This window comes from Streptomyces sp. 7N604, from assembly GCF_052245475.1.
In the GTDB taxonomy this organism is placed as follows: domain Bacteria; phylum Actinomycetota; class Actinomycetes; order Streptomycetales; family Streptomycetaceae; genus Streptomyces.
Window position 1 is genome coordinate 196375 of record NZ_JBQQBX010000005.1, and the last position, 25597, is coordinate 221971.

At 69.7% G+C, this 25597-nt stretch carries 20 protein-coding genes and 2 pseudogenes; 15 read left to right on the top strand and 7 right to left on the bottom strand.

The features are described from left to right. Window positions 1-36 precede the first annotated feature (36 nt). The 4 genes and pseudogenes from ACTWP8_RS07570 to ACTWP8_RS07585 all read left to right on the top strand — a co-directional run. Window positions 37-429, top strand: a complete 393-nt coding sequence (locus ACTWP8_RS07570; RefSeq protein ID WP_443321364.1) for an ArsR/SmtB family transcription factor — start codon at window positions 37-39, stop codon at window positions 427-429. Continuing rightward, window positions 426-875 (top strand): SRPBCC family protein, encoded by a 450-nt coding sequence (locus ACTWP8_RS07575; protein ID WP_443321365.1) that lies wholly within the window; start codon window positions 426-428, stop codon window positions 873-875. The genes ACTWP8_RS07570 and ACTWP8_RS07575 overlap by 4 nt, the downstream gene beginning before the upstream one ends. 42 nt (window positions 876-917) lie before the next feature. Continuing rightward, window positions 918-2609, top strand: coding sequence for a pentapeptide repeat-containing protein (locus ACTWP8_RS07580; protein ID WP_443321366.1), 1692 nt, complete (start codon window positions 918-920; stop codon window positions 2607-2609). A gap of 195 nt (window positions 2610-2804) precedes the next feature. After that, window positions 2805-2981: pseudogene (locus ACTWP8_RS07585) on the top strand (GNAT family N-acetyltransferase); the annotation flags it as partial. Between the two features lie 47 nt (window positions 2982-3028). Here ACTWP8_RS07585 and ACTWP8_RS07590 read toward each other — a convergent pair. Both ACTWP8_RS07590 and ACTWP8_RS07595 read right to left on the bottom strand, forming a co-directional pair. Next, window positions 3029-3757: a hypothetical protein gene (locus ACTWP8_RS07590; RefSeq protein WP_443321367.1), complete on the bottom strand. Its 729-nt coding sequence runs from the start codon at window positions 3755-3757 to the stop codon at window positions 3029-3031. A gap of 554 nt (window positions 3758-4311) precedes the next feature. Then, on the bottom strand, window positions 4312-4494 hold the full coding sequence (locus ACTWP8_RS07595) for a dihydrofolate reductase family protein (protein ID WP_443321461.1): 183 nt from the start codon (window positions 4492-4494) through the stop codon (window positions 4312-4314). Window positions 4495-5298: 804 nt separating this feature from the next. Here ACTWP8_RS07595 and ACTWP8_RS07600 point away from each other — a divergent pair. The 8 genes from ACTWP8_RS07600 to ACTWP8_RS07635 all read left to right on the top strand — a co-directional run bounded on the left by ACTWP8_RS07600 (window position 5299) and on the right by ACTWP8_RS07635 (window position 17708). After that, entirely contained in the window at window positions 5299-6495 is a 1197-nt protein-coding gene (locus ACTWP8_RS07600; RefSeq protein WP_443321368.1) for a type III PLP-dependent enzyme, read from the top strand. 98 nt (window positions 6496-6593) lie between these two features. Then, on the top strand, window positions 6594-7991 hold the full coding sequence (locus ACTWP8_RS07605; RefSeq protein ID WP_443321369.1) for a diaminobutyrate--2-oxoglutarate transaminase: 1398 nt from the start codon (window positions 6594-6596) through the stop codon (window positions 7989-7991). A gap of 194 nt (window positions 7992-8185) precedes the next feature. Then, window positions 8186-9703: a pyridoxal phosphate-dependent decarboxylase family protein gene (locus ACTWP8_RS07610; protein ID WP_443321462.1), complete on the top strand. Its 1518-nt coding sequence runs from the start codon at window positions 8186-8188 to the stop codon at window positions 9701-9703. Next, entirely contained in the window at window positions 9697-11574 is a 1878-nt protein-coding gene (locus ACTWP8_RS07615) for an IucA/IucC family protein (RefSeq protein ID WP_443321370.1), read from the top strand. The genes ACTWP8_RS07610 and ACTWP8_RS07615 overlap by 7 nt, the downstream gene beginning before the upstream one ends. Then, window positions 11571-12986 (top strand): lysine N(6)-hydroxylase/L-ornithine N(5)-oxygenase family protein, encoded by a 1416-nt coding sequence (locus ACTWP8_RS07620; protein ID WP_443321371.1) that lies wholly within the window; start codon window positions 11571-11573, stop codon window positions 12984-12986. Before ACTWP8_RS07615 ends, ACTWP8_RS07620 begins: the two co-directional genes overlap by 4 nt. Continuing rightward, the gene (locus ACTWP8_RS07625) at window positions 12983-14506 is read left to right on the top strand and encodes a hypothetical protein (RefSeq protein ID WP_443321372.1); all 1524 of its coding nucleotides are present in this window, start codon (window positions 12983-12985) and stop codon (window positions 14504-14506) included. Before ACTWP8_RS07620 ends, ACTWP8_RS07625 begins: the two co-directional genes overlap by 4 nt. Continuing rightward, window positions 14503-16314, top strand: a complete 1812-nt coding sequence (locus ACTWP8_RS07630; RefSeq protein ID WP_443321373.1) for an IucA/IucC family protein — start codon at window positions 14503-14505, stop codon at window positions 16312-16314. Before ACTWP8_RS07625 ends, ACTWP8_RS07630 begins: the two co-directional genes overlap by 4 nt. Further along, window positions 16311-17708, top strand: coding sequence for a glutamine synthetase family protein (locus ACTWP8_RS07635; RefSeq protein ID WP_443321374.1), 1398 nt, complete (start codon window positions 16311-16313; stop codon window positions 17706-17708). Before ACTWP8_RS07630 ends, ACTWP8_RS07635 begins: the two co-directional genes overlap by 4 nt. Window positions 17709-17813: 105 nt before the next feature. Here ACTWP8_RS07635 and ACTWP8_RS07640 read toward each other — a convergent pair whose 3' ends face one another. From ACTWP8_RS07640 to ACTWP8_RS07660, 5 genes are all read right to left on the bottom strand, one after another. Beyond that, window positions 17814-18770: an ABC transporter substrate-binding protein gene (locus ACTWP8_RS07640; protein ID WP_443321375.1), complete on the bottom strand. Its 957-nt coding sequence runs from the start codon at window positions 18768-18770 to the stop codon at window positions 17814-17816. Window positions 18771-19080: 310 nt separating this feature from the next. Further along, window positions 19081-19917 carry an ABC transporter ATP-binding protein gene (locus ACTWP8_RS07645; protein WP_443321376.1) on the bottom strand — a complete coding sequence of 279 codons (837 nt, stop codon included), beginning with the start codon at window positions 19915-19917 and terminating at the stop codon, window positions 19081-19083. After that, window positions 19914-20984 carry a FecCD family ABC transporter permease gene (locus tag ACTWP8_RS07650; protein ID WP_443321377.1) on the bottom strand — a complete coding sequence of 357 codons (1071 nt, stop codon included), beginning with the start codon at window positions 20982-20984 and terminating at the stop codon, window positions 19914-19916. Before ACTWP8_RS07650 ends, ACTWP8_RS07645 begins: the two co-directional genes overlap by 4 nt. Further along, window positions 20981-22009 carry a FecCD family ABC transporter permease gene (locus ACTWP8_RS07655; RefSeq protein WP_443321378.1) on the bottom strand — a complete coding sequence of 343 codons (1029 nt, stop codon included), beginning with the start codon at window positions 22007-22009 and terminating at the stop codon, window positions 20981-20983. Before ACTWP8_RS07655 ends, ACTWP8_RS07650 begins: the two co-directional genes overlap by 4 nt. A gap of 324 nt (window positions 22010-22333) precedes the next feature. Beyond that, on the bottom strand, window positions 22334-23539 hold the full coding sequence (locus ACTWP8_RS07660; RefSeq protein WP_443321379.1) for a Rieske 2Fe-2S domain-containing protein: 1206 nt from the start codon (window positions 23537-23539) through the stop codon (window positions 22334-22336). A gap of 616 nt (window positions 23540-24155) precedes the next feature. Between ACTWP8_RS07660 and ACTWP8_RS07665 the strand changes: the two are divergent. The 3 genes and pseudogenes from ACTWP8_RS07665 to ACTWP8_RS07675 all read left to right on the top strand — a co-directional run. After that, a pseudogene (locus tag ACTWP8_RS07665) lies at window positions 24156-24298 on the top strand (cell division protein ZapE); the annotation flags it as partial. 224 nt (window positions 24299-24522) lie between these two features. Continuing rightward, a complete protein-coding gene (locus ACTWP8_RS07670) occupies window positions 24523-24921 on the top strand; it encodes a hypothetical protein (RefSeq protein ID WP_443321380.1) in 399 nt (132 codons plus the stop codon). A 79-nt stretch (window positions 24922-25000) separates the two neighbouring features. Continuing rightward, a complete protein-coding gene (locus ACTWP8_RS07675) occupies window positions 25001-25582 on the top strand; it encodes a carbonic anhydrase (RefSeq protein WP_443321381.1) in 582 nt (193 codons plus the stop codon). Window positions 25583-25597: the final 15 nt, after the last annotated feature.

Here is a 25597-nt window from a genome sequence, read left to right on the forward strand (position 1 = left end):
CAGAAGGCAAGCTCAAGTGGTGACTAAAATGAGAGCATGGAAGCGGTGCAAGTGGTCGCCGAGCCCAGACGGCGCGAGATCCTGCGGCTGGTCTGGGAGGCCGAGCTGTCCGCGGGCGAGATCGCCGAACGGTTCGACGTCACCTTCGGTGCGGTCTCGCAGCACTTGAAGGTGCTCAGGGATGCCGGGCTGGTTACGCTCCGCCAGGAGGGCAGGAAGCGGTTCTACCGGGCGGACCGCGACGGAATGGGCCCGCTCGCGGACTACCTCCAGGCGATGTGGACCAGCAAGCTCGACGTCCTCGCCGACCTGGCCGAACATGCCGAGACCGCCGAGACCGCCGAGACCGCCGAGCAAGAACAGGGCGGGCACGGTGAGAAGTCCGAACAGGCCGGGCAAGCCGAGCAGCGGAAGGGAACGGCCTCGTGAGTGCAGACGTGGTGACGGTCGAGCGGCGGATCGCCGCCCGCCCCGAGACGGTGTTCTCCTTCTTCACCGATCGCGACCGCTGGCTGTCCTGGATGGGCGCGGACGGCGAGTTCACCTTCGAGCCGGGCGGCCCCTACCGGACGCACGTGACCGGTGACAACCACGCCTCCGGCCGCTTCCTCGAGATCGACCCGCCCAAGCGCGTGGTCTTCACCTGGGGTTGGGAGGGCGGCGGCATGGCCGTTCCGCCCGGCTCGACCATCGTCGAGATCAACCTGGAGCCCGACGGCGACGGCACCCTGCTGCGCCTGGTCCACCGCGACCTTCCTCCGCAGGCGCGCGCCCCCCACGCGGAGGGCTGGAACCACTACATGGACCGGCTCACCGTACGAGCCGAAGGCGGCGACCCCGGCCCCGATCCCTGGATGCAGGGTCCCGCAAACTGACGTGCGGCTGACAACGCAGCCAGACTCTGATGGCATCCCTGGATGACCATGCCCAGCGCTCCGGACTGGCCGTACTGTGGGCTAGGGGTCGATCCCGGCTCCGACCGTGTCGGCTGTCGAGGAATAAGAATCGGTGAAAGCGGCAGGTGCCTGACCCACGCTGATGAAGTCGTCAGAACAGCCTATCTGTCAGCACTCCGACCGGGCTCACACATCATACTGCCCGGCACCACACTCACCAAGGAATTACTCAACAGAATCCTCGGCGCCCTATCCGAAGGAGAAAGCTCTCGATTCGGGTACGCGAATCTCTGCGAAGCGATCATCGACGGCTCGGCCGACTTCATCGGAGCGACCTTCGAGGGTGAGGCCAATTTCATCGGTACAAAATTCAGACAGTTCGTCGATTTCTCGTTTGCGGAGTTCCAAGCGGAAGCCGAGTTCGCCCTGGCGGAGTTTTACCAGAACACAGCTTTCGAAGAAGGCACTTTCGCCGAACGGGCGGCGTTCAACGGCGCCACCTTCGCCCGGGACGCGAGTTTCCGAGATTGCCAATTCGCGACCGGCATTGAATTGGAGTCTGTGACATTCGACGACGATGTCACTTTCGAGGGAACCCACTTCGGCCCCACGGCCACCATAGGCCCACTAGTCTGCGCCGGAACTGTAAATCTGTCGACGAGCACATTTGCCGCGCCCACAGTTGCCGAGATAGCTGCCACTCGAATCCTCTGCAACAGAACCCGTTGGGAAGCGACTGCCGCACTGCGCCTGCGCTACGCCACAATGGATCTCACGGATGCAGTCATCGTCCAGCCTCTGGCGATCACGTCCTATCCTTCCCCCTTCAGTTCCCTGAATTGGCCCGTCGATGAATCCACCCTCTCGACAGGGACTCCGGGGGCAAGGCTGTCCTCAATACGTGGCGTTGACTGCGCAATGGTGACATTGACCGACATGAATCTGACGGAGTGCAAATTTTCCCAAGCATTCCACTTGGACCAGCTGCGTTTCGAGGGAAAATGGGAATTTGCCACACCACCCAGGAGTACCTGGGGCAGCGGAATCGCATTCCGGTGGACTCAACGCCAAGTCATCGCAGAGGAACGTCAGTGGCGAGCCCTTCCCAGCCGTCCTCGAACACTCCGCGCTGGATGGGGAGAACCTCCCCAGGACCATCATCAGGTTCCGGGGCTCGCCACCCTCACAACGACCTACCGACAACTACGCAAGGCACGCGAAGACGCTAAGGACGAGCCAGGAGCAGCGGACTTCTACTACGGCGAGATGGAGATGCGCCGCCATAGCAACGGTTGGTGCCGAGCCGAACGCTGGCTATTACAGGCCTACTGGCTTTTGTCAGGCTACGGTCTGCGGGCGTCACGGGCACTCATCTGGCTGGCCCTCGCCATGATGAGCACGATCCTGCTGATGGCGGGCTACGGCCTGCCCGACGAGCCCCCGAAGCAGGAGATCACCCGGGAGAAGATCGACAGCGAGTGGAGGACCGTTATTGATAAACCCGACCCGGAAAACCCGACTGGCGACCGCTTCACCAGCAAGCGTTTCGAGAAGGCCCTCAATGTCACGCTCAATTCGGTGGTGTTCCGCTCCAGTGGCCAGGACCTGACGACAGCGGGCACATACATCGAGATGGCGTCACGGCTCTCGGAGCCGGTGCTCTTGGGCCTTGCAGTACTCGCGATCCGAGGGCGGGTGAAGCGTGGGAGCTGATCAATCACGGGCCTGGCGACATCGTCGAATCCCCGCTTACTGCCGAGACACCGCACGATCCGCAAGCGCGTCTCCTCAGGAGCGCTCAGAGGCCCTACCGCCATGAGGCGTCTGCCATCCCGCCGCAGACGCCCGTGACCCGCGGTGGGAAAATCCCGTCGCAGTGTGTGCCGGTTTCGACGGTGGAGGGCAACGATGTACGCGATATCCCTGGTCGACGACGGGGCGGAGCTGCGCCCGCTCGAGCCGTGGCGGGCCGAGGAGTTCCTGACCCACATGGACCGAGGACGGGAGTTCATCGGGCAACACATCGGGTTACCGGACCTCGCCACGGACCTGGAGTCGAGCCGCTCGTTCCTCCAGTGTCGAGCGCACGGTCGCCATGAGGTGCACGAGCGACCACCGGCGCTTGGACAGATTCAAGCTGGGTGCCGGCCGCGCTCGCGCATTCCTGTGGCGAGCACCCCGAAGGCGAAGGTCAAGACGACGACCAAGGAGGCGATTCCCAGGGCATCCTGAAGCCCGCTCGCCAGACCGTTGTAGCCCACGTCCACCCCAGTCGCCACATAGAAGAGGCCCGCGAGAACGGCCGCCCAGCCCAGCCAGCCAGCGACCAGATGACCAACGAGAATCGCAGCCCCAAAAAGCGCGAAGGTCAACCCGAGCAGGACGCGGAAATAGCTCTGGAACCCCCATTCGATCCAGCGCACAGTCTCGGCATTGGCAAAGCGGATCGGTTTCTCCGCCCCGGACGCGCTGTCCCAGGCCTCGACGGCCTCTTTCAGCCCTACGCCGTCGAGGCCCTGCAGAACAGCCCAGATTGCAGCGGTCGCAACGGTCGCCGCGGCCGCGAGATGCGCCGGCAGAGGAGCCCTGCCGGCACCGCCCATGGCGCGGTAAAGAACAAGTAGACCACCCAGCGCGAGGAGGACGCCAACGAACTGGCCAAGATGAATTGCAACCCAGGCGCCACTGTCGGCGTACTCGGTAAAGATCGCCTGGTGGTCGTCTTCCTCTCCCGACGGATGAATCACCGTCAAAACGACATTCAGAAGGAGGCCCACGACCATGAGCCCGCCTGCGATCCTCAACTGACTGCCTCCCGAGCCGGCCGTCTCCGACTCTCGGGAGTCGATGTCTGGACTCATGAGTAGACCCAGTCCTCTCGAATTCATCAGTCGACGTACGAGGATCTCCAGATGCAGCTCATGCCGGCCTGCAAATCCTGCAGCCGGTTCCCACCTCGTCGGAAGCGGCCACCGTACTGCGCCGGATATCGCCAGCGATCCCATTACCGCCGCGCCACTCGCCACTCACTCGAACGGGTCGCACGACGCCACCGGATGCTGCGACGCGCGGGATGGAGCTGAGGAAGGCCGGCACGGTGTGCCTCGACAGCCACGGTCGCGCCACCACCGACTCCAAGACATTCCGAAGGAAGTCCTTGGCAATTTGTCCTGGACGACGTCGTTGGCCCCGCGCCGAGCGACGCCGACGCCTGGCGGAGCCATACCTGACGTACGCCGAGTTCTGCACTGCACCGGAATGCCCGGCCGGATAACGCGCCAGGGCAACCCTGGGCAACCTGGCGTGGACCGCGTACCAGGTCGAGCGCCGCCGGCCAGGAGACCGAGCAGGGTCCATACACATCGCATACAGCCCCCTACGCCACGGTCTCTGACGGTCGGCCCGTTGGTCGGAGCTACACGACCCGGTAACGGAGCAGCACGACGCCCGAGTTGAAGAGCCTGGTCTCGACCATGCGCAGCATTCCCATGCCGTCGACCGTTTCTGTGAACAAGCACGTGCCGTGGCCGAGAACGACCGGATACACGAACAACCGGTACTCATCGACCAGCCCGGCGGCGATGAGCGCGTGGACCAGTGCGCATCGGTCTCGCCGTCAACTGCGGCCAGTAGCGAGACACCGCTCTTTGGCCGCCGTAGTCGGCGCTTGCAGGAGGAACTCGCGCGGGACCGGCAGTGTGATCCGGTCGGTGCGGCCTGGAGCGATGAGGTCGGGGGCGCCCGGCGGTGACTGGATGCCCGGCCCTGCGGCGAGGGTCCGACTCCACCTGCTGCTGCTCAGAGCGCGTCAATTGGCATGACCACACTGTGGCCTGAAAGGACCGAACAGACAGTCAGGCGCACTTGGAAACAGCAGAGTCTTAGGTTAGCCTCACCTAAGCTGCTGGTCGGGCCGGGTGAGCCGCCAGTCCGTCTGTACTCTGGGGAAGCCGTGTCTCGTTCGAACACTGCAGTCGCGCCGACGTCAACTGCGTCGCCGACCGGACTCCTGATCGAGCATAACGACGGAGCCGCTGTCTCTGCGCATCCGAAGCGGTGGGCGCGGGCCCACGAGGACGTCTACGGATTGGTCCACGGCTACACGCTGCCTGCCGACTCGCCGTGGTGGGAGGATCCCACGCCCGCGCCCGAGGCCGAGTTCACCCGCGAATACCCGGAACGCACTGTCGCCGTGTGCGACTTGCTGGTGCGCCCGCAGTGGCGGCGCTCGGGTTCAGCCCCATCGGCCGGATGGAGCCGGGCCCCGGGTGGCGGCCCCACGTGATGATCGTGCGCAACCTCGGTCACAGCTGAGCATCCTTTTCCCCCTACCACCCCGACCCGAGGCAGAGCCGTGTCCATTCAGTTGCCGCCGTCCGCAGCCCCGCGATCCGCCTACCCCGTGGACGTGCTCCCCGAGGCGGTCCGCCGCCGCCTTCTGGAGCTGGCGCCGGCCGAGGCGCCGGTGTCGGCCTACGTGTACGACGGTGCGGTCGCCGCCGAGCGCGCACGCGAACTGCGCAGTGCGCTCCCGGAGTGGGCGGCCGTGTACTACGCCGTGAAGGCGAACTCCTTCCGGAGAATCGTCGAGGCTCTGGCCCCGCACGTCGACGGGTTCGAGGTCGCCTCCCGCTCGGAGCTCGAACTCGCCGTTTCGGCCAAACCGCCGGCCGGAGACACTCCGGCCCCGGTGGTCGCCGCCGGCCCCGCGAAGTCCGTCCCCGTCCTGACCGCCCTGGTCCGGGCCGGAGTCGAGGCGATCAACGCGGAGAGCCTGCTCGAGCTCCACCGCATCAGCCGGATCGCGGTCGCCGAGGGCGTGAGGGCCCGGGTCGCCCTCCGCGTCAACCCCGCGTCCATCCCGGTCACCGGATCGCTGCACATGGGCGGTGTCCCCTCCCAGTTCGGGGTCGCTGAGCCCGATGTCCCCGGCGTGCTGCGTGACGCTCTGCGGCTACCCGGCCTGGACCTGGTCGGCTTCCACATCCACGCCGCTTCCAACAACCTCGACGCCGAGGCACATGCCGCATATCTGCGCTGGTGCGTGGAGTGGAGCGTGCGAACCGCCCGGGAGAACGGGATCAACCTGCGGCACGTCGACATCGGAGGCGGCATCGGCGTCGCCTTCGAGGGCGAGAAGCCCTTCGACATCGCCCGCTTCGGAGAACTGGCCGCACAGGTCGAGCCCCCGGAAGGCGTCAAGGTCGTGCTGGAGCCGGGCCGTTTCCTGGTCGCCGACTGCGGCTGGTACGCCGCCGAGGTGACGGACGTGAAGGCGTCATACGGCGAGTGGTTCGTGGTGCTGCGCGGCGGCATCAACCACTTCCAACTCCCCACGTCCTGGGACATCGTGCACAACGTCGCGGTACTGCCCGTCGAGGACTGGCCCGAGGGCTGTCCTCGCCCCGCCGCCCGGCGGGTGCGCGTGACGGTCGTCGGCGAGCTGTGCACGCCCGAGGACACCCTGCTGCGCGATGTCCTGGTGGACCAGGTTCGCGCCGGGGACCTCGTCGTCTTCCCGTACGCGGGCTCCTACGGCTGGGAGTTCGCCATGCACCACTTCCTCGGCCACCCCGTCGCCGACCGCGTCCTGCTCTGAAGCGCAAGGCCCATGAGCCGCACCGCGCCCGGGCCGCACCGACTCCTCCCTGCCCGTCGTCGGCCCTCGTGCCCCTCCCCTCCCTGGAGCCGTAAGTCATGACTGTGCACCCCACTGCCCTCCCTGGCCTCGATCACATCGCGGGGAAGGCGGACGCCATACTGGAGCGTCAGCGCGCCCGGGAGTCCTCGGCCCGTACGTACGCCCGCTCGTTCCCGATCGTCCCGGCCCGTGCCCAAGGCATGACGGTCGAGGGCACGGACGGCCGCCACTACCTCGACTGCCTTTCCGGCGCGGGCACCCTGGCCCTCGGCCACAACCACCCCGTGGTGCTGGAGGCCATCCAGCGGACTGTCAGCAGCGGGGCGCCGCTGCACGTCCTGGATCTCGCGACCCCGGAGAAGGACGAGTTCACCGACGCCCTGTTCGCCACGCTGCCCAGCGGCTTCGCCGACAGGGCCCGCATCCACTTCTGCGGGCCCGCTGGGACGGACGCGGTGGAAGCCGCCTTCAAGCTGATGCAGACCGCCACCGGGAGAAGGGGCCTGCTGGCCTTCACCGGCGCCTACCACGGCATGACCGCGGGCGCCCTGGCGGCATCGGGTGGGGTAGCCGCCAAGGAGCCGGTGCCCGGCATCGCCGCGGACGTGACCCGGCTGCCGTACCCGTACGCGTACCGCTGCCCGTTCGGGATCGGTGGGGAGCGCGGCGCGGAGCTGTCCGCGTCGTACGCCGAGCGGCTGCTCGACGACCCCAACGGCGGTGTCGTGCCGCCCGCCGCGATGATCCTCGAGGCGGTGCAGGGCGAGGGCGGCGCCGTACCGGCCCCGGACGCCTGGATGCGCGAGATGCGGCGGATCACGGCGGAGCGGGAGATACCGCTGATCGTCGACGAGGTGCAGACCGGCGTTGGGCGCACCGGCGCCTTCTGGGCCGTGGAGCACAGCGGGGTCGTGCCGGACGCGATGGTGATGTCGAAGGCGATCGGCGGCAGCCTGCCGCTGGCGGTGCTTGTCTACCACGAGGACTACGACGGCTGGCTGCCCGGCGCCCACACGGGGACGTTCCGCGGCAACACCCTGGCCATGGCGACCGGCACCGCCACCCTGCGGTACGTCGCACGCGAGGGCCTGGCCGAGCGGGCAGCCTCCGTCGGCGCCCGGATGACGGCGCGGCTGGAGAGCCTGCGTGCCGAACTGCCCGCGATCGGCGACGTCCGCGGCCGCGGCCTGATGATCGGGGTCGAACTGGTCGACCCCGGAGCCGCGCCGGACGCGTGCGGCGCCCGGCCGGCCGCCCCGCAGCTGGCCGCGCAGGTGCGGGCTGCCTGCCTCGACCGCGGCCTCATCGTGGAGTTGGGCGGCCGTTTCGACTCGACCGTCCGGCTGCTGCCGCCGCTGGTCATCACCGACGAGCAGGTCGAAGCGGTGCTGGACCGGCTGACCGACGCCATCGCCGCGGTGACGGCATCGCAGTTCACGGGAGTGCAGGTATGAGGGGCAAGATCCACGAACTGCGGCCGGCCACCGGTGTGTCCGCGGTGACCGGCGGCGCGAGCGCTCCTGCGTCGGACGGCTCCGGCGCTGCGCTCGATATGTACGACACGGATGCCGACGGCACTCGTGCCGGGCACGGAACGCGCCTCGCTCCGGAGCACGCTTCCGCGGGTCCGGATCCCCTCGATGAGGAGATGGCCGGACTACTGTGCAGGGCCGCATCATCAGAGGTCGGCAACCGGAAGACCGCGCTGTCCGGCGGGCCCGGAGGACCCGGCGCACTCGAGCCGCTGCTGCACGCCGTGCTGGAGGCGCTTGCCAAGGGCGCTGTGCGGCGGGGCGGTCCGCTTCCCGCCGGGACGCCCGAGGAGCTGGCCACGGAGGTCACGCGGGTGTTCGCCGAGGCGGACGGTGACGACGCCCTGCACCATCTGACCGAACTGCTGGCCCATGGCAGCGCCGACCCCGCCGACCCGTCCTGCGCCGCCCATCTGCACTGCCCGCCGCTGGCCGTCGCCGTCGCCGCCGACCTGGCCGTTTCCGCACTCAACCCTTCCCAGGACTCCTGGGACCAGGCGCCGGCCGCGACTGCCCTGGAGACCCTGCTGCTGCAGGAGTTGGCGCAGCTGGTGGGATACGACCCGGCCGAGGCAGCCGGAGTGCTCACCTCCGGCGGCACCGAGTCCAACCTCATGGGGCTGATGCTCGCCCGCGACCGCGTGCTCGGCCGGACGGCGGGGCGTCAGGTCGAGCTGAGCGGTGTACCAGGCGCCGGGCCACGCCCGCGGATCTTCGCCTCCGCCACCGCCCACTTCTCGGTGCAGCGGTCGGCGGCCCTCCTCGGTCTCGGTGAGGACGCGGTCATCCCCGTCCCGGTCGACCACGAGCTGCGGATGAAGCCGGATGCCCTGGCCACCGCTCTGCGGGACTGCGTCGAGCGCGGTGAGCGGCCGGTGGCCGTCGTGGCCACCGCCGGCACCACCGACACCGGTGCGGTCGACCCGCTGCGCACCTGCGCGGCGCTGGCCGCCGAATACGGCGCCTGGCTGCACGTGGACGCCGCCTACGGCGGCGGCGCGCTGCTCTCCGACGAACTCGCCCACCTGGTGGACGGCATCGCGCTGGCCGACTCCATATCCCTGGACTGGCACAAACTGGGCTGGCAGCCGGTCGCCGCGGGCATCTTCCTCGTCCGGCGGGCGGAGACGTACGCCTCCCTCGCCCGGCGGGCGGTGTACCTCAACCCCCAGGACGACGAGGAGGCGGGCTACCCCAGCCTGCTGGGCCTCTCGTTGCGCACCACGCGCCGCGCAGACGCATTCAAGATCGCCGTAACGCTGCGCACGCTGGGCCGCGAGGGCCTCGGCCGGCTCGTCAACGCCTGCCACGTCCTGGCGCGCGACGGCGCCGAGGCGGTACGAGCGCATCCCCGCCTGGAGCTGCACGCCGACCCTGTCCTGACGGCCTTCCTCTTCCGGTACCTGCCAAAGGACGCCGACCCTGCGCACACCGACCGGGTGAACGCGGCGCTGCGGCGCCGACTGCTGCGCGAGGGTCGGGCGGTCGTCGGCCGCACCGAACTCCCGGGCGAGGGCCCGGGCCGGGTCCGCCTCAAGCTCACGCTGCTCAACCCGCATACCACCCTCGCCGAGGTCGAGCGGCTGCTGCACGCGGTGGCCGCAGCGGGCCAGGCCGAGGAGGACGCATGGTGAACCTGCCCTCCGATCACCGGCTGACGGAGGTGGCACTGCCGCCGGCCGAACGCCCCGCCACGGACCTCGCCGCCCGCGAGGGCGCCGACGTGGCCGCGCCGCAGGCACCCATCAGCGGTCCGGATCCGCTCGACGACCCGGACGCGCTCCGCGCGGGCGACGCCGCGGCGATGGAGACGCTGCTGCGCGCGTACGTACGCGAGACCGGCACGGAGGTCCCGGCGACCGGCCAGGCGCTCCTGTTGAATCTGTCGGCCAGTCAACTGACCTTGCTGGTGCCTGTGCGGTACCGGTCGGCCACCGGCTGGCACCGCTTCGACGGCCCCCGCCTGGTCACCGCCGGGGACGGTGGCAGCCTCCCGGCCGACGCGGCACTGGTGGCGGCGGCGCTGATCCGGGAGACGACACTCGGCCGCGGGGTGCTCCCGCACCACGGCGGTGACGCCGCCGCCCGGGTGCTGAACTCCGCCCGGCGTACCACCACGCACATCGCCCGGCGGCGCGCCGAAGGCGAGGATGCCCAGGGCCCGACGCCGTTCCTGGACAGCGAGCAGGCGCTGCTGCTGGGGCACCCTTTCCATCCCGCGCCCAAGAGCCGCGAGGAGGCGTCCGACGCCGAACTGGACGCGTACTCACCCGAGCTGCGCGGCTCCTTCCCGCTGCACTGGTTCGCCGCGCACCCCGACGTCGTCGTCGGCGAGAGCGCGGACGGCCGCACCCCGGCCGAACTGCTGCGCCCGCTCGCCGCCGGGCTCGACCTGCCGGACGGCATGGTTCCGGTGCCTGCCCACCCCTGGCAGGCCCGCGACGTCCTGTCCCGGCCCCAGGTCGCCGCGCTCGTCGACGCCGGGCGCTTGCGTCCGCTCGGCGCGGCCGGACCGGCCTGGTATCCCACCTCCTCCGTACGGACCGTGCAACGGCCGGACGCCGAGGTGATGCTGAAGTTGTCCCTGGGCATGCGGATCACCAACTCCCGACGGAACAACCTGCGCAGCGAGATGCGCCTCGGCGTACGGGCCGCACAACTGCTGGCCGCGGGCCCCGGGGACTGGCTCCGGGCCGAGCACCCCGAGTTCGGCATCCTGCGCGACTTCGCCTGGGTGTCGGTCGGCACCGATGGGCCGGAGACCGGCCTGGAGACAGCGATCCGCGACAATCCGTTCCGCCGTGAGGGGCTCCAGGGCCTGTGCGTGGCCGGTCTGCTGGCCGAGCGCACCGGCCCCGGCGACGACACCCCGCCCCGGCACCGCGCCCTGCTGTGCGCGGCCGTCGAGCGCGCCGCCCGCGCTCTCGGTGTGTCCACCGCCGACGCGTCGGAGCGCTGGCTGACCCGCTATCTGGACGTGCTGGCCGTTCCCCTGATCCGGCTTCAGGCCCGGTACGGCATCGCCCTGGAGCCGCACCACCAGAACACCCTGGTCGCGCTGGATGGTGACGGACTGCCCTGCGCGGGCTGGTACCGCGACAGCCAGGGCTACTACCTGGCCGCTTCCCGCACCGCCGACATCGAGCGGCTGCTACCCGGCGCGACCGAAGGCGTCGAGCTGGTCTTCGACGACACCTTCGTCGACGAGCGGGTCGCCTACTACCTCGGTATCAACAACCTGCTCGGCCTGGTCGGCGCCTTCGGCGCACTCGGACTCGCCGACGAGGGCGGTCTGCTGCGCGTGCTGCGCAGCGCGCTGGAGCGGCTGCGCACGGCCGAGCCCGCGGGCAAAGGCCTGCTGGACCTGCTGCTCGACGCGCCCGTGCTGCGCTGCAAGGGGAACTACCTGACCTGCGTGGACGGTCTCGACGAACTTGTCGGTGACGTCCACACCCAGTCCGTCTACGTCAATCTGTCCAACCCACTCACGGAGGCACAGCGGTGACCGCCCCCTCGACTTCCCCTGACCAGAACCTCCCCTACGATCTGGTCGGCGTCGGAATCGGCCCGTTCAACCTGTCCCTGGCCGCGCTGGCCGACGGCGTCCCCGGCTTCCGTTCCCTCTTCCTCGACGCCAAGCCGGCCTTCTCCTGGCACCCCGGCCTGCTGATGGAGGGAACGACGCTTCAGGTGCCGTTCCTCGCCGACCTGGTCACGATGGCCGACCCGACCAGCCCGTGGTCGTACCTGAACTACCTCCGCTCCCACGAGCGGATGTTCAAGTTCTTCTTCTCCGAGCGCTTCCACATCCCGCGCCGTGAGTACGACCACTACTGCCGCTGGGTCGCCGAGCGGCTGGCGTCCTGCCGCTTCGACGCCGAGGTCACCGCGCTGGAGTGGGACGAGGGCGCGGGCGCCTTCGCCGTCGTGTACCGCTCCTCGGCGGGCGCCCGGACACGCGTGCTGGCCCGCCAGATCGTGCTCGGTGTGGGCACCAACCCGGTCATTCCCGAGCCGCTGCGCCCGTTGCTGACCGACACCCACGCAGGCCGCGTGCTGCACAGCGCCGACTACCGCAGCCACCGCGCGCGGCTCGCCGCCGCCGGTGACGTCACGGTCATCGGCTCGGGGCAGTCCGGCGCCGAGGTCGTGCTCGACCTGCTCCGCCACCAGGACGGCGACGGCGAGGGCGGTCCGTACGTCCGCTGGCTGGCCCGTACCACGGCCTTCGCGCCGATGGAGTACTCGAAGATCGGCCTGGAGCACTTCACCCCGGACTACATCCGCTACTTCCGCCACCTCCCGGAGGCCACGCGCGAGCGGCTGGTGCGCGAGCAGTGGCAGCTCTACAAGGGCGTGAGCGAAGAGACGCTGGGCGAGATCCACGACGAGCTGTACGAGCGCACCATCGGCGGTGGCGAGCCGCGCGCCGCCCTGCAGCCGGGTGTGGAGATCGTCGCGGCGGCGGCCGACGGCGACGGCTACCTGCTCACCTGCCGGCATCAGCAGCAGGAGTCAGTCTTCGAGATCCGTACCTCCGCCGTCGTCGCCGCCACCGGCTACGCGGCCTCCCGCCCCGCCTTCCTGGACACGATGGACGACCTGGTCGACTGGGACGACAGGGGCCGCTATCAGATCGACGGGGACTACCGCGTCGCGCTGGACCCCCGGGTCTCCGGCACGCTCTACGTCCAGAACGCCGAGATGCACACGCACGGCGTCGGCGCCCCCGACCTCACCCTCGGCGCCTGGCGCGCAGCGACCATCCTCAACGCCGTCGCCGGACGCACCGTACTGCCCGTCGCTCCGCGGCAGGCCTTTACGACCTTCGGAGCACCGCAGGCGCCGGAGTCCACCGAGCCCGCGTCGGCCGTCCCGTCCGCAGCTGTCACCGCCCGGGCGGGGACGCCGCGATGACGGTCACGGAGAAGGCCGGCGCATCGGCCGCGGGCGGGTCGGCGCGGCACGCCAAGTCGGTGCTGATATCCGTCATCGGCCTCCACCTCGTCGCCGAAACCGCTCTGACGCCGTTCCTCCCCCAGCTGTTCGAGCGGCTGTACGGGATCGAGGATCCGGAGGCGACAGGGCTGTACATATGGATCTGCCGCATCGTCGGGCTCGCCGCCCTCCCGCTGTGGGGGCTGGCGGCCCGGCGCTGGTCACTCCACAAGCTGGTGCTGGCCGGGCTGTGCGGGTCCGCCGTCCTCGACCTGCTCCTCGGGCTGGCACCCAGCTATGCCGCATACACGGTGCTGTCGACCCTCATCGTGGCGACCAACAGCGCACTGCTGCTGGCCTATCCGGCGTTCATCGCCGAGCACGGCGATGAATCGGAGGGTGTGCAGGGGCGACTGGCCGGAATCTGCTCCCTCGTGATCGTCTTCCACCTGTCGGTCGTGGTCTCGACGATGGTGGGAGCCGGGGTGCTTGCCCTGCCGGAGCCGCGCATCGGTATTTCGGCGTTCGCGGTGCTTGACACGGCCCTGGCCGTGCTCACGTACCGCATCCTGGGCCGACGCGCGGACATGAAGCCCGAAGGCTCCGCTGACGACGACACCCTGGTCGCCGATGGCGCATCGGCCCCCTCGCCTCCCGAGCCCGGCGCGGCCACCGCCCCGGGTGCGGGTTCTTCGAGCCGCGCCTCATGGTTCATGATGCTCGCCTACGCCGCCCTGATCGGGGTCGCGTTCGACTTCTCGGTCAACGTGGCGCGGCCCTTCTTCACCGAGTTCTCCGACAGCCTCGGCAGCGGCTCAGTCGGGTCCGCGGTGCTCTTCTTTCTGCCGAGCGTCTCCGCGCTGGCCGTACTGCCCGCGGTGCGCCGCTTCTACGACCTGCTCGGAGACCGGCTGCTGCCACTGGCCCTGACCGTGGGCACGGCCGGGCTGGCCTGGACCTGGCTGGCCGATACCCTGCCCGGACTGGTGGGCAGCCGACTGCTCTACGGCGTCGGCCTCGGACTCGGCCAGGTCGCCGTCGAGCTGCGGATGTTCCGCGCGACCGGCACGAAGGGCCCGGCGTTCACCGCTGTGGAGACCGCCCGCTCCGCCGGTCTGCTCGCCGCGCCGCTGGCCGCCACGGCCGCGGTCTCCGTCGACCTGGCGCTGCCGCTGGCCGTCGCCGCGGCCGTACAGGTCTGCGCCGCCGTCCTGTCCCTGAAGTGGACACGGAGCACAGTCCCGGCATCCGGCGCGCCCGGTTCCGCCGCCCCGGAACCCGGGGTGAGCGCGTCGGCCATCCCGAGGCAGGCCGGGCCGGGTGCGGCCGCCCCGGGAGCGTCGGTTGACCGGAGTGCCGACGTGCCGGAGCCGGGGGCCGGAGCGGCGACGCCCGCGGCACCCGCTCCGACGCCATCGGAAACGCGGTCTTCCGCGCCCGCCCTGGCAGCCCACGCCTCCCATGGCTCCCCCGCGTACTCCGAGGAGAACCACCGATGAACCGCACCACACGTGACGCCTGGGCGCAGGCGGGCCGACGCCTGCTGGTCAAGGCTGTCGAGGAGTTCGCCTACGAGGAGCTGCTCGTCCCCGGGCCCGACCTGTCGGCCGGTGCCCCGGACGCGTACCGGCTGGACCTCGCCGACGGGGTCCACTGGACCTTCCGGGCCACGCGCGGCACGTTCGGCACCTGGCGGCTCGTACCCGGCACCCTGCGGCGGCACCCCGCCTCCGGAGACGGCGACGAGGCCGGGCCCGAGCAACTGCTGCTCGACGCCCGCCCGGCTCTCGGCTGGGACGGACCCACCACGGCCGAGGTCCTGCGCGAACTCACCGCCACCCGAAGGGCCGAGGCGGAGGTCATCGCCCGCAGCCTGCCCGCCGCCGACCTCGCCGACCTGGACCACCTCGACCTCGAGGCCCATCAGGACGGCCACCCCTGCATGCTGCTCAACAAGGGACGGCTGGGCTTCTCCGCCTCCGACGCCGCCGCCTACGCCCCCGAGGCGGCCGGTTCGGTGCACCTGCTCTGGGCCGCTGTCCACTCCACCCTCGCCTCCTACTCCGGCGTTCCCGGCCTGGACGCCGACACGCTCCTGGCCGAGGAGCTGGACGAGGACACCCGCAAGCAGTTCGCGGCCGCCCTCCAGGAGACGTGCGCCGAAACCGGCTACGACACGGCCGACTTCCGCTGGCTGCCGGTGCACCCCTTTCACTGGGACGAGGCCGTCGCGACGCTCTTCGCCCCCTATCTCGCCGACGGCCGGATCGTGCTGCTCGGCGAGGGCCCGGACCGCTACCGGCCGCTGCAGTCCATCCGCACCCTGGCCAACCTGGACCATCCGCACCGCCGCAATGTGAAGGTGCCGCTGTTCATCCGCAACACCCTCGTCTGGCGCGGCCTGTCCACCGAGCCGACCGAGGCCGCCCCGGATGTGAGTGCCTGGCTGCACGCCGTCCGCGACGCGGATCCGTACCTCCGCGACGCGTTGCGCTTCCACCCGCTCGGCGAGGTGGCGGGCGTGGCTGTGCACCACCCGCTGTACGAGTCCGTGAAGGACGCCCCGTACCGCTACCACGAACTCCTCGGCGCAGTCTGGCGCGAGCCGGTCGCAGCACTGCTGCGGGACGGTGAGCAGGCCCGCACCATGGCCGCGCTTCTCAAGGTCGGCTCGGACGGCCGCGCTCTGGTCAGGGAGCTGGCCGACAGGTCCGGGCTCGAACCCCGCGCCTGGCTGGATCGTTTCTTCCGCGCACTGCTGCCCGGCCTGCTGCACTACCTCTACCGGTACGGCGTGGCCTACTGCCCGCACGGCGAGAACACTGTCGTCCTCTACGACGCCGCCGACATCCCCATCGGCATTGCCGTCAAGGACTTCGCCGAGGACGTGAACCTGCTGCCCGGCAGCCACCCCGAGTACGTCGCCCTCTCCGAGCGTGCCGACGCACTGCTGCTGCGCTGGCCCGCCGGCGAGCTGGCCCACTCGCTGCTCAGCGCCATCTTTGCGGGCCACTTCCGGTTCTTCGCCCCTCTGGTCGCCGAGCACCTCGATGTACCGGAGGAGGAGTTCTGGGCTATGGTCCGGGCCGAGATCGAGCGCTACCACGCCCGCTTCCCAGAACTGGCACAGCGCTTCGAGGACTTCGGCCTGCTCGCCCCGGAGTTCGACCGGGTGGCGCTCAACCGTGAACAGCTGCTCGGCGGGGGCTTCCACGACCGCGCCGAGAAGGACGAGGGCTTCGACGTCGTCCACGGCACCCTCTCCAATCCTCTCGCCACCGCCGCCATTCCGCAGGAGCAGATGTGACCACGTCACCGGACACCTCGCCGTATGAACGGCTGCGCGCCGAGGCCGGCGCCGGACGCGTCGAGGAAGTGATCGTCAGCGTCCCGGACCTCCAGGGGCGGCTCCAGGGCAGTCGGCTGTCCGTGCCGTACTTCCTGGACGAGGTGGTGGGGCTGGGGATCCCCCCGACGGAGTCAGGGGGCGGTTTCGGCGCCTGCGTCTACCTCCTTGCCTCCGACGTCGAGATGGGCACAGGACCCGGCTATGCCATCGACGCCTGGAACATTGGCTTCGGCGACTTCGAGCTGCGCCCCGACGCGACCACGCTGCGCACGCTCCCCTGGGACCCGGGAACCGCGCTGGTCCTCGCCGACGCCGTATGGCCCGGCGGCGATCCCGTCGAGGTGGCCCCGCGCCAGGTGCTGCGCGGCCAGCTCGACCGGCTGGCCGAGCGCGGACTGACCGCGTTCGCCGGCACCGAGCTGGAGTTCCTGATCTTCCGCGGGTCGTACCGTCAGGCATGGGACCGCCGCTACCACGGCCTGGAAACGGGCACCGCCTACAACGTCGACTACTCCCTCCAGGGGCTTGCCGAGATCGAGCCGGTGGTACGCCGCATCCGCCGCGAGATGGTGCGCGCCGGGCTCACCATGGAGACCGCCCGAGGCGAGTGCCACGCCGGGCAGTACGAGATCGTCTTCCGCTACGACGAGGCGATGGCCACCTGCGACAATCACGTCGTCTTCAAGAACGGCGCCAAGCAGATCGCCGCGCAGGAGGGCGTCGCACTCACCTTCATGCCCAAGTACGACGAGGGCGAAGGCAACTCCTGCCACATCCACCTGTCGCTGCGCGGCACCGACGGCTCGGCGGTGCTGGCCGATCCGGCGGCCGGCGACGGCATGTCGGAACTCATGCGGCACTTCGTGGCAGGCCAGCTCGCCTGCCTCGCCGACTTCGCGCTGCTGATGGCGCCGAACATCAACTCGTACAAGCGCCTCCAGCCGGGTTCGTTCGCGCCCACCGGTATTACCTGGGGCCGGGACAATCGCACCTGCCCGGTGCGCGTCGTGGGTTCGGGGCATTCGCTGCGCATCGAGCACCGGGTGCCCGGCGGCGACGCCAATCCGTACCTCGCCGTCGCGGCCGCGGTGGCCGCCGGACTGCACGGCATCGAGAACCGACTGCCGCTGCCGGAGCCGCACGCTGCCAACGCCCTGGCCGATCCGTCAGTGCCGCGGCTGCCCACCACACTCACCGAGGCCCTGCACCGCTGGGAGAACAGTGAGATCGCGGCCAAGGTGTTCGGCGAGGCGGTCGTCGGGCACTACGCGCAGGCCGCCCGTACCGAACTGGCCGCTTTCGAGACGGCGGTCACGGACTGGGAGCGGGTCCGCGGCTTCGAACGCCTGTGACATCCTGAGGTCCTCCTGCGATGCGCAGGACCAACCGATACAACTGCGGCCCCGGCCACGGATGTTCCGTGACCGGGGCCGCAGTTGTACGGTCTCGCACCGCTGTTACTTGAGGTGCTTGTCCATCTCGTCGAGGATCTGGTCGGCTCCGGTGTAGCCGATGCCGAGCATCCACAGGTTGTCGTCGACCTTGAACGCCTTGCCGTTCTTCACGGCGTCCAGCTTCTTCCACAGGCTGCCGCCGGTGATGCTGGTCTCCTTGGCCTTCTTCGGGTCACCGTAGGTGGAGTAGAAGATGACATCGGAGTCGCCCTCGTCGATCCGCTCCGGGCTGACGTCGAGGGAGAAGCCGGTCTTGTCGACGTTGGCGGGGCGGCCGACCTTCAGGTCCTTGAGAATGCTGCCGACGAAGGTGTCGTTCATGTACAGGCGGGTGTCCGCGCCCTCGACGAAGCGCACGAAACCGACCTTGGTCTTCTCTGCCTTCTCCGCGCCACCGAGCGCGTCGGTCACCTCGGCCACGTGCTTCTCGTAGTCGGCGACGACCTTCTTGGCCTCGTCCTTCTTTCCGAGCGCGTCGGCGTGCAGCTCGAAGTTCTCCCGCCATGCGGGACCGGTCGTCTCGGTGAAGACGGTCGGCGCGATCTTCGACAGCTCCTTGTAGCTCTTCTCGTCGCGCTCCTTGCTGCTGAGAATCAGGTCCGGCTTCAGCCCACTGATCGCTTCGAGGTTGGGCTCCATGATGAGGCCGACGTTCTTGATGCCCTTGATCTGGTCCTTGGGGAGGTAGGTGGACATCGGCGCGCCCGCCTCGGCCGTGACAGCACCGACCGGCTTGACGCCGAGGGTGATGGCCGAGTCGAGGGCGTCGGTGTCCAGGACGACCACGCGCTTGGGGCTGTCGAAGACATTGACCTTGCCCATGGCCGTCTGGACGGTGTGCTTGCCCCCCTCAGCGGACGACTTCGCGTCGTCCTTGCCGGACCCGCATGCGGTGGCCGTGATGGCGAGGGCGGCAACGACGGCAACGACTCCGGCGCGGCGATTGAGGGATGGGGACATGAGTGGAAGGCCTTTCCTGACGGGAGCACAGTTCAGCGCGGGGGGTGAACTTAGGTAAAGCTAACCTTATGTGGGGGTGGGGGCAAGTCCTGTGCGGATCACAACTCGGACTGGGCGACGGCGGAACAGAGCCGTCCGACGAGGCAGGCGAGAAAGCCTCCTCGTACGTCACCAGGACGCCCTGCAAGGAACCGGCCGACCGTCGGACGGCGCGGCCGGCCCAGCCCGCCCCGTCGTCCTCACCGAGCGGCACCGGCGGCGGTGACCTGGCGGAGACCGGTGCCGGACCGACGGCCGGCGTCCGAAGAGTTCAGCCGACCTCTGCCGAGGCCGCGACGGCAGGGGCAGGGGCGTCCGCCTGCCACGGGCTACCGGGGACGACAAGCGGGCTGCCGGTCACCGGGTCCGGCACCACGACCGATTCGAGACCGAAGACGTCGCGTACCAGATCCACCGTGACGATCTGCGAGGGGCGTCCCTGCGCAACGATCCGTCCCGCCTTCATCGCCACCAGATGGTCGGCGTAACGCGCCGCCTGGTTGAGGTCGTGCAGCACCGCGACGACCGTCCGGCCGCGCTCGCGATTGAGCTGCCGCACCAGGTCCAGCACCTCCACTTGATGGGAGATGTCCAGATAGGTGGTGGGCTCGTCGAGGAGCAGCAGGTCGGTCTCCTGGGCGAGCGCCATGGCGATCCACACGCGCTGCCGCTGACCGCCGGACAGCTCGTCAACCGGCCGCTCGGCGAGCGCCGTCACATCGGTGCGGTCCATGGCGTCGGTGACCGCCCGCTCGTCCTCCTCCGACCACTGCTGCCACCAGCGCTGGTGCGGCTGGCGGCCGCGCGAGACGAGATCGGCGACCGTGATCGCCTCCGGCGCGACCGGGGTTTGCGGAAGCAGTCCGATGGACTGCGCGATCGTGCGGGTGGGTATGCGGCCCAACTCCGTACCGTCGAGCAGCACCGAGCCGCGCCGGGGCCTGAGCAGCCGTCCGAGCGCCCGCAACAGCGTTGATTTACCGCAGGCGTTCGGGCCGACGATGACGCTGACCCGGCCGTGCGGGACCTCCAGGTCGAGGTCCTCCACGACCGTGCGCTCCTCATAGGCCAGGGTCAGGTCGCGGGCTGTGAGCCTGCTCTCGGTCACGCTCTTCCTCCAGTACGGCCGCGGACAATCAGCCAGATCAGATACGGGGCACCGATAACGGCGGTCAGCACTCCCACGGGCAGCTCGACCGGCGCGAACAGCAGGCGCGCCGGCAAGTCGGCGGCCACCACGATCAGCGCACCGAGCAGCGCCGAGCACAGCAGCGGGATCTGCGCCGTGCCTGTCAACCGACGGGCGATCTGCGGGGCGAGCAGCGCCACGAAGTCCACCGGACCGGCCGCGCCCGTCGCCACCGACGCGAGGAAGACGCCCAGCAGCGCCAGCCCGAACCGGGTTCGCTGCAGCGGTACGCCCAGCGCGGTGGCGGTGTCGTCGTCGAAGGAGACGCTGCGCTGCGCCCGCGCGGCCCACACCACGCAGGGCACCAGGGCGAGCAGCGTCCAGCCGAGCGGTGCGGCCTCGTCCCAGCCACGCCCGTTGAGTGAGCCGGTCAGCCACACCTGCGCCTGATGGGCGACCAGATACTCGCCCTTGGTGATGAAAAGGTGGGTGACGGACCGCAGTGCGATGGCGATGCCGATGCCGATGAGTACGAACCGCGCCGCATGCAGCCCGCTGCGCCAGGCGAAGAGGTAGACGAGCGTGGCGGCGGCCACCCCGCCCGCGACCGAGAAGTACGGCAGGATGCTGAACGAGCCGATGCCGAAAGTCAGCGCACCGATGGTCAGGGCGCTCGCGCCCTGGGAGACGCCGATGATGTCGGGGCTGGCGAGCGGGTTGCGGGCGACGGTCTGGATCAGCGCGCCGCCGACGCCGAAGGCGGCACCGACCATCAACCCGAGGACGAGCCGCGGCAGCCGGAGCTCGCTCACGAGGAATTCGCCCCACGAGGGCCGGCCGGCCAGCACGTTCACGACCTCGCCCGGCGCGACGGAGGTCTCGCCGAGGCACAGGTACGCGAAGGACACGGCCGCCGTCAGCACGGCGAGGGCACCCGCGGCGACTGCCGCGCGCCGATGGACGAGGAAGGATCCACGTCCGCGCCTGACGAGCCCGTATCCGGCGGGGCGTACTGCCGCTGGGCGCCCGACAAGAGAGGCCGTCATGCGCTCACCGCCTTGCGGCGGACCATGGCGATAAGGAACGGCACCCCGATCAGGGCCGTCATCACGCCCGCCGGAACCTCGCTCGGCGGGAAGACGACCCGGCCGATGACATCCGACACGAGCAGCATGACGGGGCCGAGCAGTGCCGCCATCGGCAGCACCCAGCGGTGATCGGTGCCCACGACTGCGCGCGCGATGTGCGGTACCGCGAGGCCCACGAACGCGATCGGCCCGGCGGCCGAGACCCCGACGCCGGTGAGTACCGTCGCGCCGATGCCGCCCACGATCCGTACGTTCGCCACCTTCTGCCCGAGCCCCTTGGCGACGTCCTCGCCCAGCGCCAGGGCGTCCAGCCCTCGCGCCACCGACAGCACCAGTACCGCACCCACGACGAGGAACGGCCAGATCTGACCGGCAACCACCGCGTCCCGCCCGGCGATCGAGCCGACCTGCCAGAAGCGGAACTCGTCAAGCGTGGCGGCGTCCGTCGTCAACATTCCCTGGATGACCGAGATGAGCAGTGCGTTGATGGCGGCACCGGCCAGGGCCAGTTTCACCGGGGTCGCCCCGCCGCGCCCGCTGGAGGCGACGGCATAGACGGCCACCGACGCAACTCCGGCTCCAACGAAGGCGAACCACACGTAGCCGGTGAGGGTGTGCACCCCGGCGAACGCGATCGCCAGCACCACGCCCGCCGCCGCGCCCTGGCTGATGCCGAGGACACCGGGGTCGGCGATGGGGTTGCGGGTGATGCCCTGCATCACCGTGCCCGCCAGGGCGAGCGCCGCACCGACTATCAGGCCGATAAGGGTCCGGGGCACCCGCAGGGACCGCACGACCTCGGCAGCCTCGCTCGTACCGCCGTACAGCAAGGCCTCGAAGACTTCGCTCGGGGCGATCTGGCGCGCACCGACAGCAAGGCTGAGCAGCACCGCCAGCAGCAGCGCGACGACGGCCGCGACCGTCCAGCCGATGCGGCGGCTGATCAGAGCACCTCTTGGGCTGCTGATTGTGGCAGCTGACATCGCATCCATTCCGACGTGACGGAGATCGTGGTGATCGCGAACTTAGGTGAGCCTAAGTGTACGGGGAATCTCCAAGGTCACGTAACTGGCTGCCAGGAAGCATCAATGAAGCTGCGCTAAGCACGTCTGACGCAGGGGAAGGGTGGCCGTGTCTGCCTCGACGGCCCACTGTGCAGCGCATGCAGTTCAACGCTCCCAGGGCTGCCGGGTGGCCGCCGAGCGGCTGGGCGCGCGTCATGCTCGATCGGAGTCGCGGTCCCCGAAGCGGACCACGGATCGTACGGTGAGCCGGCTGGATCGCAGGGTGGCGGTGGTGCAGCCGGGTCAGCCCGGCTGGTTCGGTTCGACCTGTGGTGCCGCGCCGGCCGGCGGTGAGTTGCTGCAGAACGCGGCGGCGCCGCACAGGGCGGATTCCGGGCGGATGGGGACGCCGTTGGTGCGCAACACATCGCGGACATCGACGATCAGTGGGAAGACCTCTTGGTTCCAGTCCTCGCCCTGCTCGTCCCAGGCCAGCTGCTCGGCTTCAACCGCCATCCGGTCCTCGGCGAACACCCGCTCGGTGAAGCGCCGGATGAACGGCCAGGCGAGGTGCAGGGCGCCGGGGATCGGCGGCTTCTCAATCATGAGCAGACCGTAGGCGTGATTGGTGCGCTGCTCGACGTCCTCCGGTACGTAGGCCGCCCAGAGGGAGAACGCCGGGAGTTCGGCGTCTTCGGGGACCAGTTGGAGGGTCTGGTAGGGGTACTCGGTACGGATGGTGACGAGGTCGGGCGTTTTGCCGCCCCCGGTACCACCGGCGGCGAGCAGACCAGCGCCGCGGTTCTTTTTCCCGCCGACGTGGGTGAACAGATACCGGGCCTCTACGGATTGCGGACCGGTGTCGTACCCGAGGAGCTTGGGCTGGATCCTGCCGAGGATGCCCCGGTGCAGGAACTGGTGGTTCATATCGAGCAAATTCTCGTGCATGAATGAGTAGTGGCAGTGCACGGTGCGCGAAAACGTCATGGTTTTGTGCCTGACGGAATCGAACTCCGGCAACTCGGGCAGCGGTGTCGTGGCCGCCTTCTCCGGGTCGCCCGGGAAGACGAACACCAGTCCGTAGGCTTCGCGGATCGGATAGGCGCGCACACCGCGCGGCGGCCGGTCGGCGCCCTTGGGGAGATATGGGATCTGCGAGATGCGGCCGTTCCCGCGGTAGGCCCAGGCGTGATAGCAACAGCGGAGCGCCTCACCTTCCACGACGCCCATACTCAGCGGTACCTGGCGGTGGGCACACCGGTCCTCCAATGCGTAGACCGTGCCGCTCTCACCGCGATACAACGCGATCCGCTCACCCGCGAACGTGGCAGCGAACGTCTTGGTCTTCGGTACGCTCCCCGATACAGCGACCGGGTACCAGAAATTCGGATTGATCCCGGTACGCCGAAGGTCAGCCGTGGCCCCGGAATGATGACGAGGCAATCGGTGCGGGGCGCTCGCCGACCCGGTCGTGGTTTTCCCATTCCTTGCGGACTGTGTCTCGGTCATGCGCTTCTCCCTCGCACGCAGGTCATTGATACAGAACACGGGGAACGCGAGACGTCCGGCATGTTAATACTTGCCATGGCGCGTCAGCGTGATTCAGTCCACGTCCACGCCCGAATGCGCACGGTGCACGGCTACGTCGATCGTCCCCGTGCCCTCCGACGCCCTGGCCGCCGCCGCAGCCGCAACACGCCACCACCGTGGCCCGCCGAGACCCGCTGTACGCCTCTCTCGCCCGCGCCCACCGCGTGGCCTCCGAGGCTGGACCGGCGACACCAAGGCCGTCGTGCGGCCAGCGGTATCCACGGACCCGATGACGGCGGGGCAACCCTCACCTCACTGCTGGAGGCAGAGAGCGGCACGCACCATCCGCGGCGCCGAGGGTGTTCACCGAGCGGGGCCCCTCGGCTCAATGGCGGTGACCGTCTTCGTGACCCGGGCTCCTCGCTGGTGCGGAGGCCGAACCGCCGGAGCGTCGCACGGGGCGTGCAACGCAGCAGTCTGCTGTCGGGCACCGGGACATCGTGACGATCGGCGTGCCGCTGGCCGGAGTGCGAGAACGGGACCGCAACACGCTGAGGATCGGCCGGGCCGCAACCATGCCGGGGAGCACCAGCGTCGCCCGGTGCCGGCCCAGCCGAGGTTCTGCGGCTCGTCGTGCTCGCGGACCGGCTCTGCGACCGTGGAGTGTCCGTCCTGACCTCGTACTTGCCCTTCGACGAGCTGATCAGAGCTGAGACGCCGGAGGGCGGATACCGGAAGAGCACTTCCGGGTACGCGAGGCGGCTCGTCGAGCCTCCTAGCTCATCAACTCCACGACGTCAAGGGGCAGTTCACGCCAACCAACCCTCCACTTTTCGGGCTCTCTCCAGCTCGAAACGTTGAGTTAACCGCGCAAACAACTTCGCCGGGTTAACGTGTTTCTTGACCAGTCGTTGACTAACACTTGGCACACACAAAAGGTGCGAACTTACTGGAGGGGCGGCATGTTTCGAGGTACGACGGCCCGGACCGTGCTTGCGGTCCTCGCCGCCGTGCTGCTCGCCCTCCCGTTCCTGGCACCCGCAGCGCCGTTCGCACCCGCGCACACGGCCCATCATGCTGAGGCCAAAGCCCCGTCCGGAATCAAGTCCTCTGGGATTGCGCTGCCCGACGAGACCGTCACCTGTCACGACGCCGGCTACCTCGGCGGCCCGGCAGGCCCCCTGCGCACCCTCGACCGGCACTGCGCCGCCGACTCCGCGCCCCAGCCGCCCGAGCGCACCCTGCCGGCGCTGGATCCGGCGGCCGCTGACGAACCGGTCGCGCCCAGCGCCGGGCCCCATCGTCCGTCGGGATCCTCAACAGCCCACTTCCCGGCCGCACTCCAGGTCTTCCGCTGCTGACAGCGGAGTAGTCCCACCCCCCACGTTTGTCCTGCCCGTCCGACGCGCCCCCACGGCGCGCCAGGAGGAATCAGCACGCATGCAGCCCCTCATCGACAACGCCCGCACGTTCGGACAACGCCCTGAGGAGTTCGCCAAGCTCGCCGAGGACCAGTCCCCGCAGGTCCTCTTCATCACCTGCTCCGACTCCCGGGTCGTACCGGCCCTGATCACGGGAGCCCGCCCCGGCGAGCTCTTCGAGCTGCGCACCGCGGGCAACATCGTCCCCCCGTACGCCTCCGCGCACCCCACCTCCGAGGCCGCCACCATCGAGTACGCGGTGGAGGTGCTCGGGGTTAAGGACATCGTCGTCTGCGGCCACTCGCACTGCGGTGCCGTCGGCGCGCTGGTGCGCGGCGACGACCTCGACGCCGTCCCCGCCGTACGCGACTGGCTCGCGCACGCCGCGGACAAACCGGGGCCGGCCGACCCGGGCGACCCGGCCGTCGCCGCGGCCGTGCAGCACCATGTGCTCGCTCAGCTGCACCGCCTGCGCTCCTACCCCTGTGTGGAAAAGGGGTTGGCCGAGGGGCGGCTGCGGGTGCGCGGCTGGTACTACGAGGTACACACCGGGACCGTACGCGAACACCGCGCGGACACCGACACCTTCGCGGCCCTGTGAGCGGCGCCATGACTG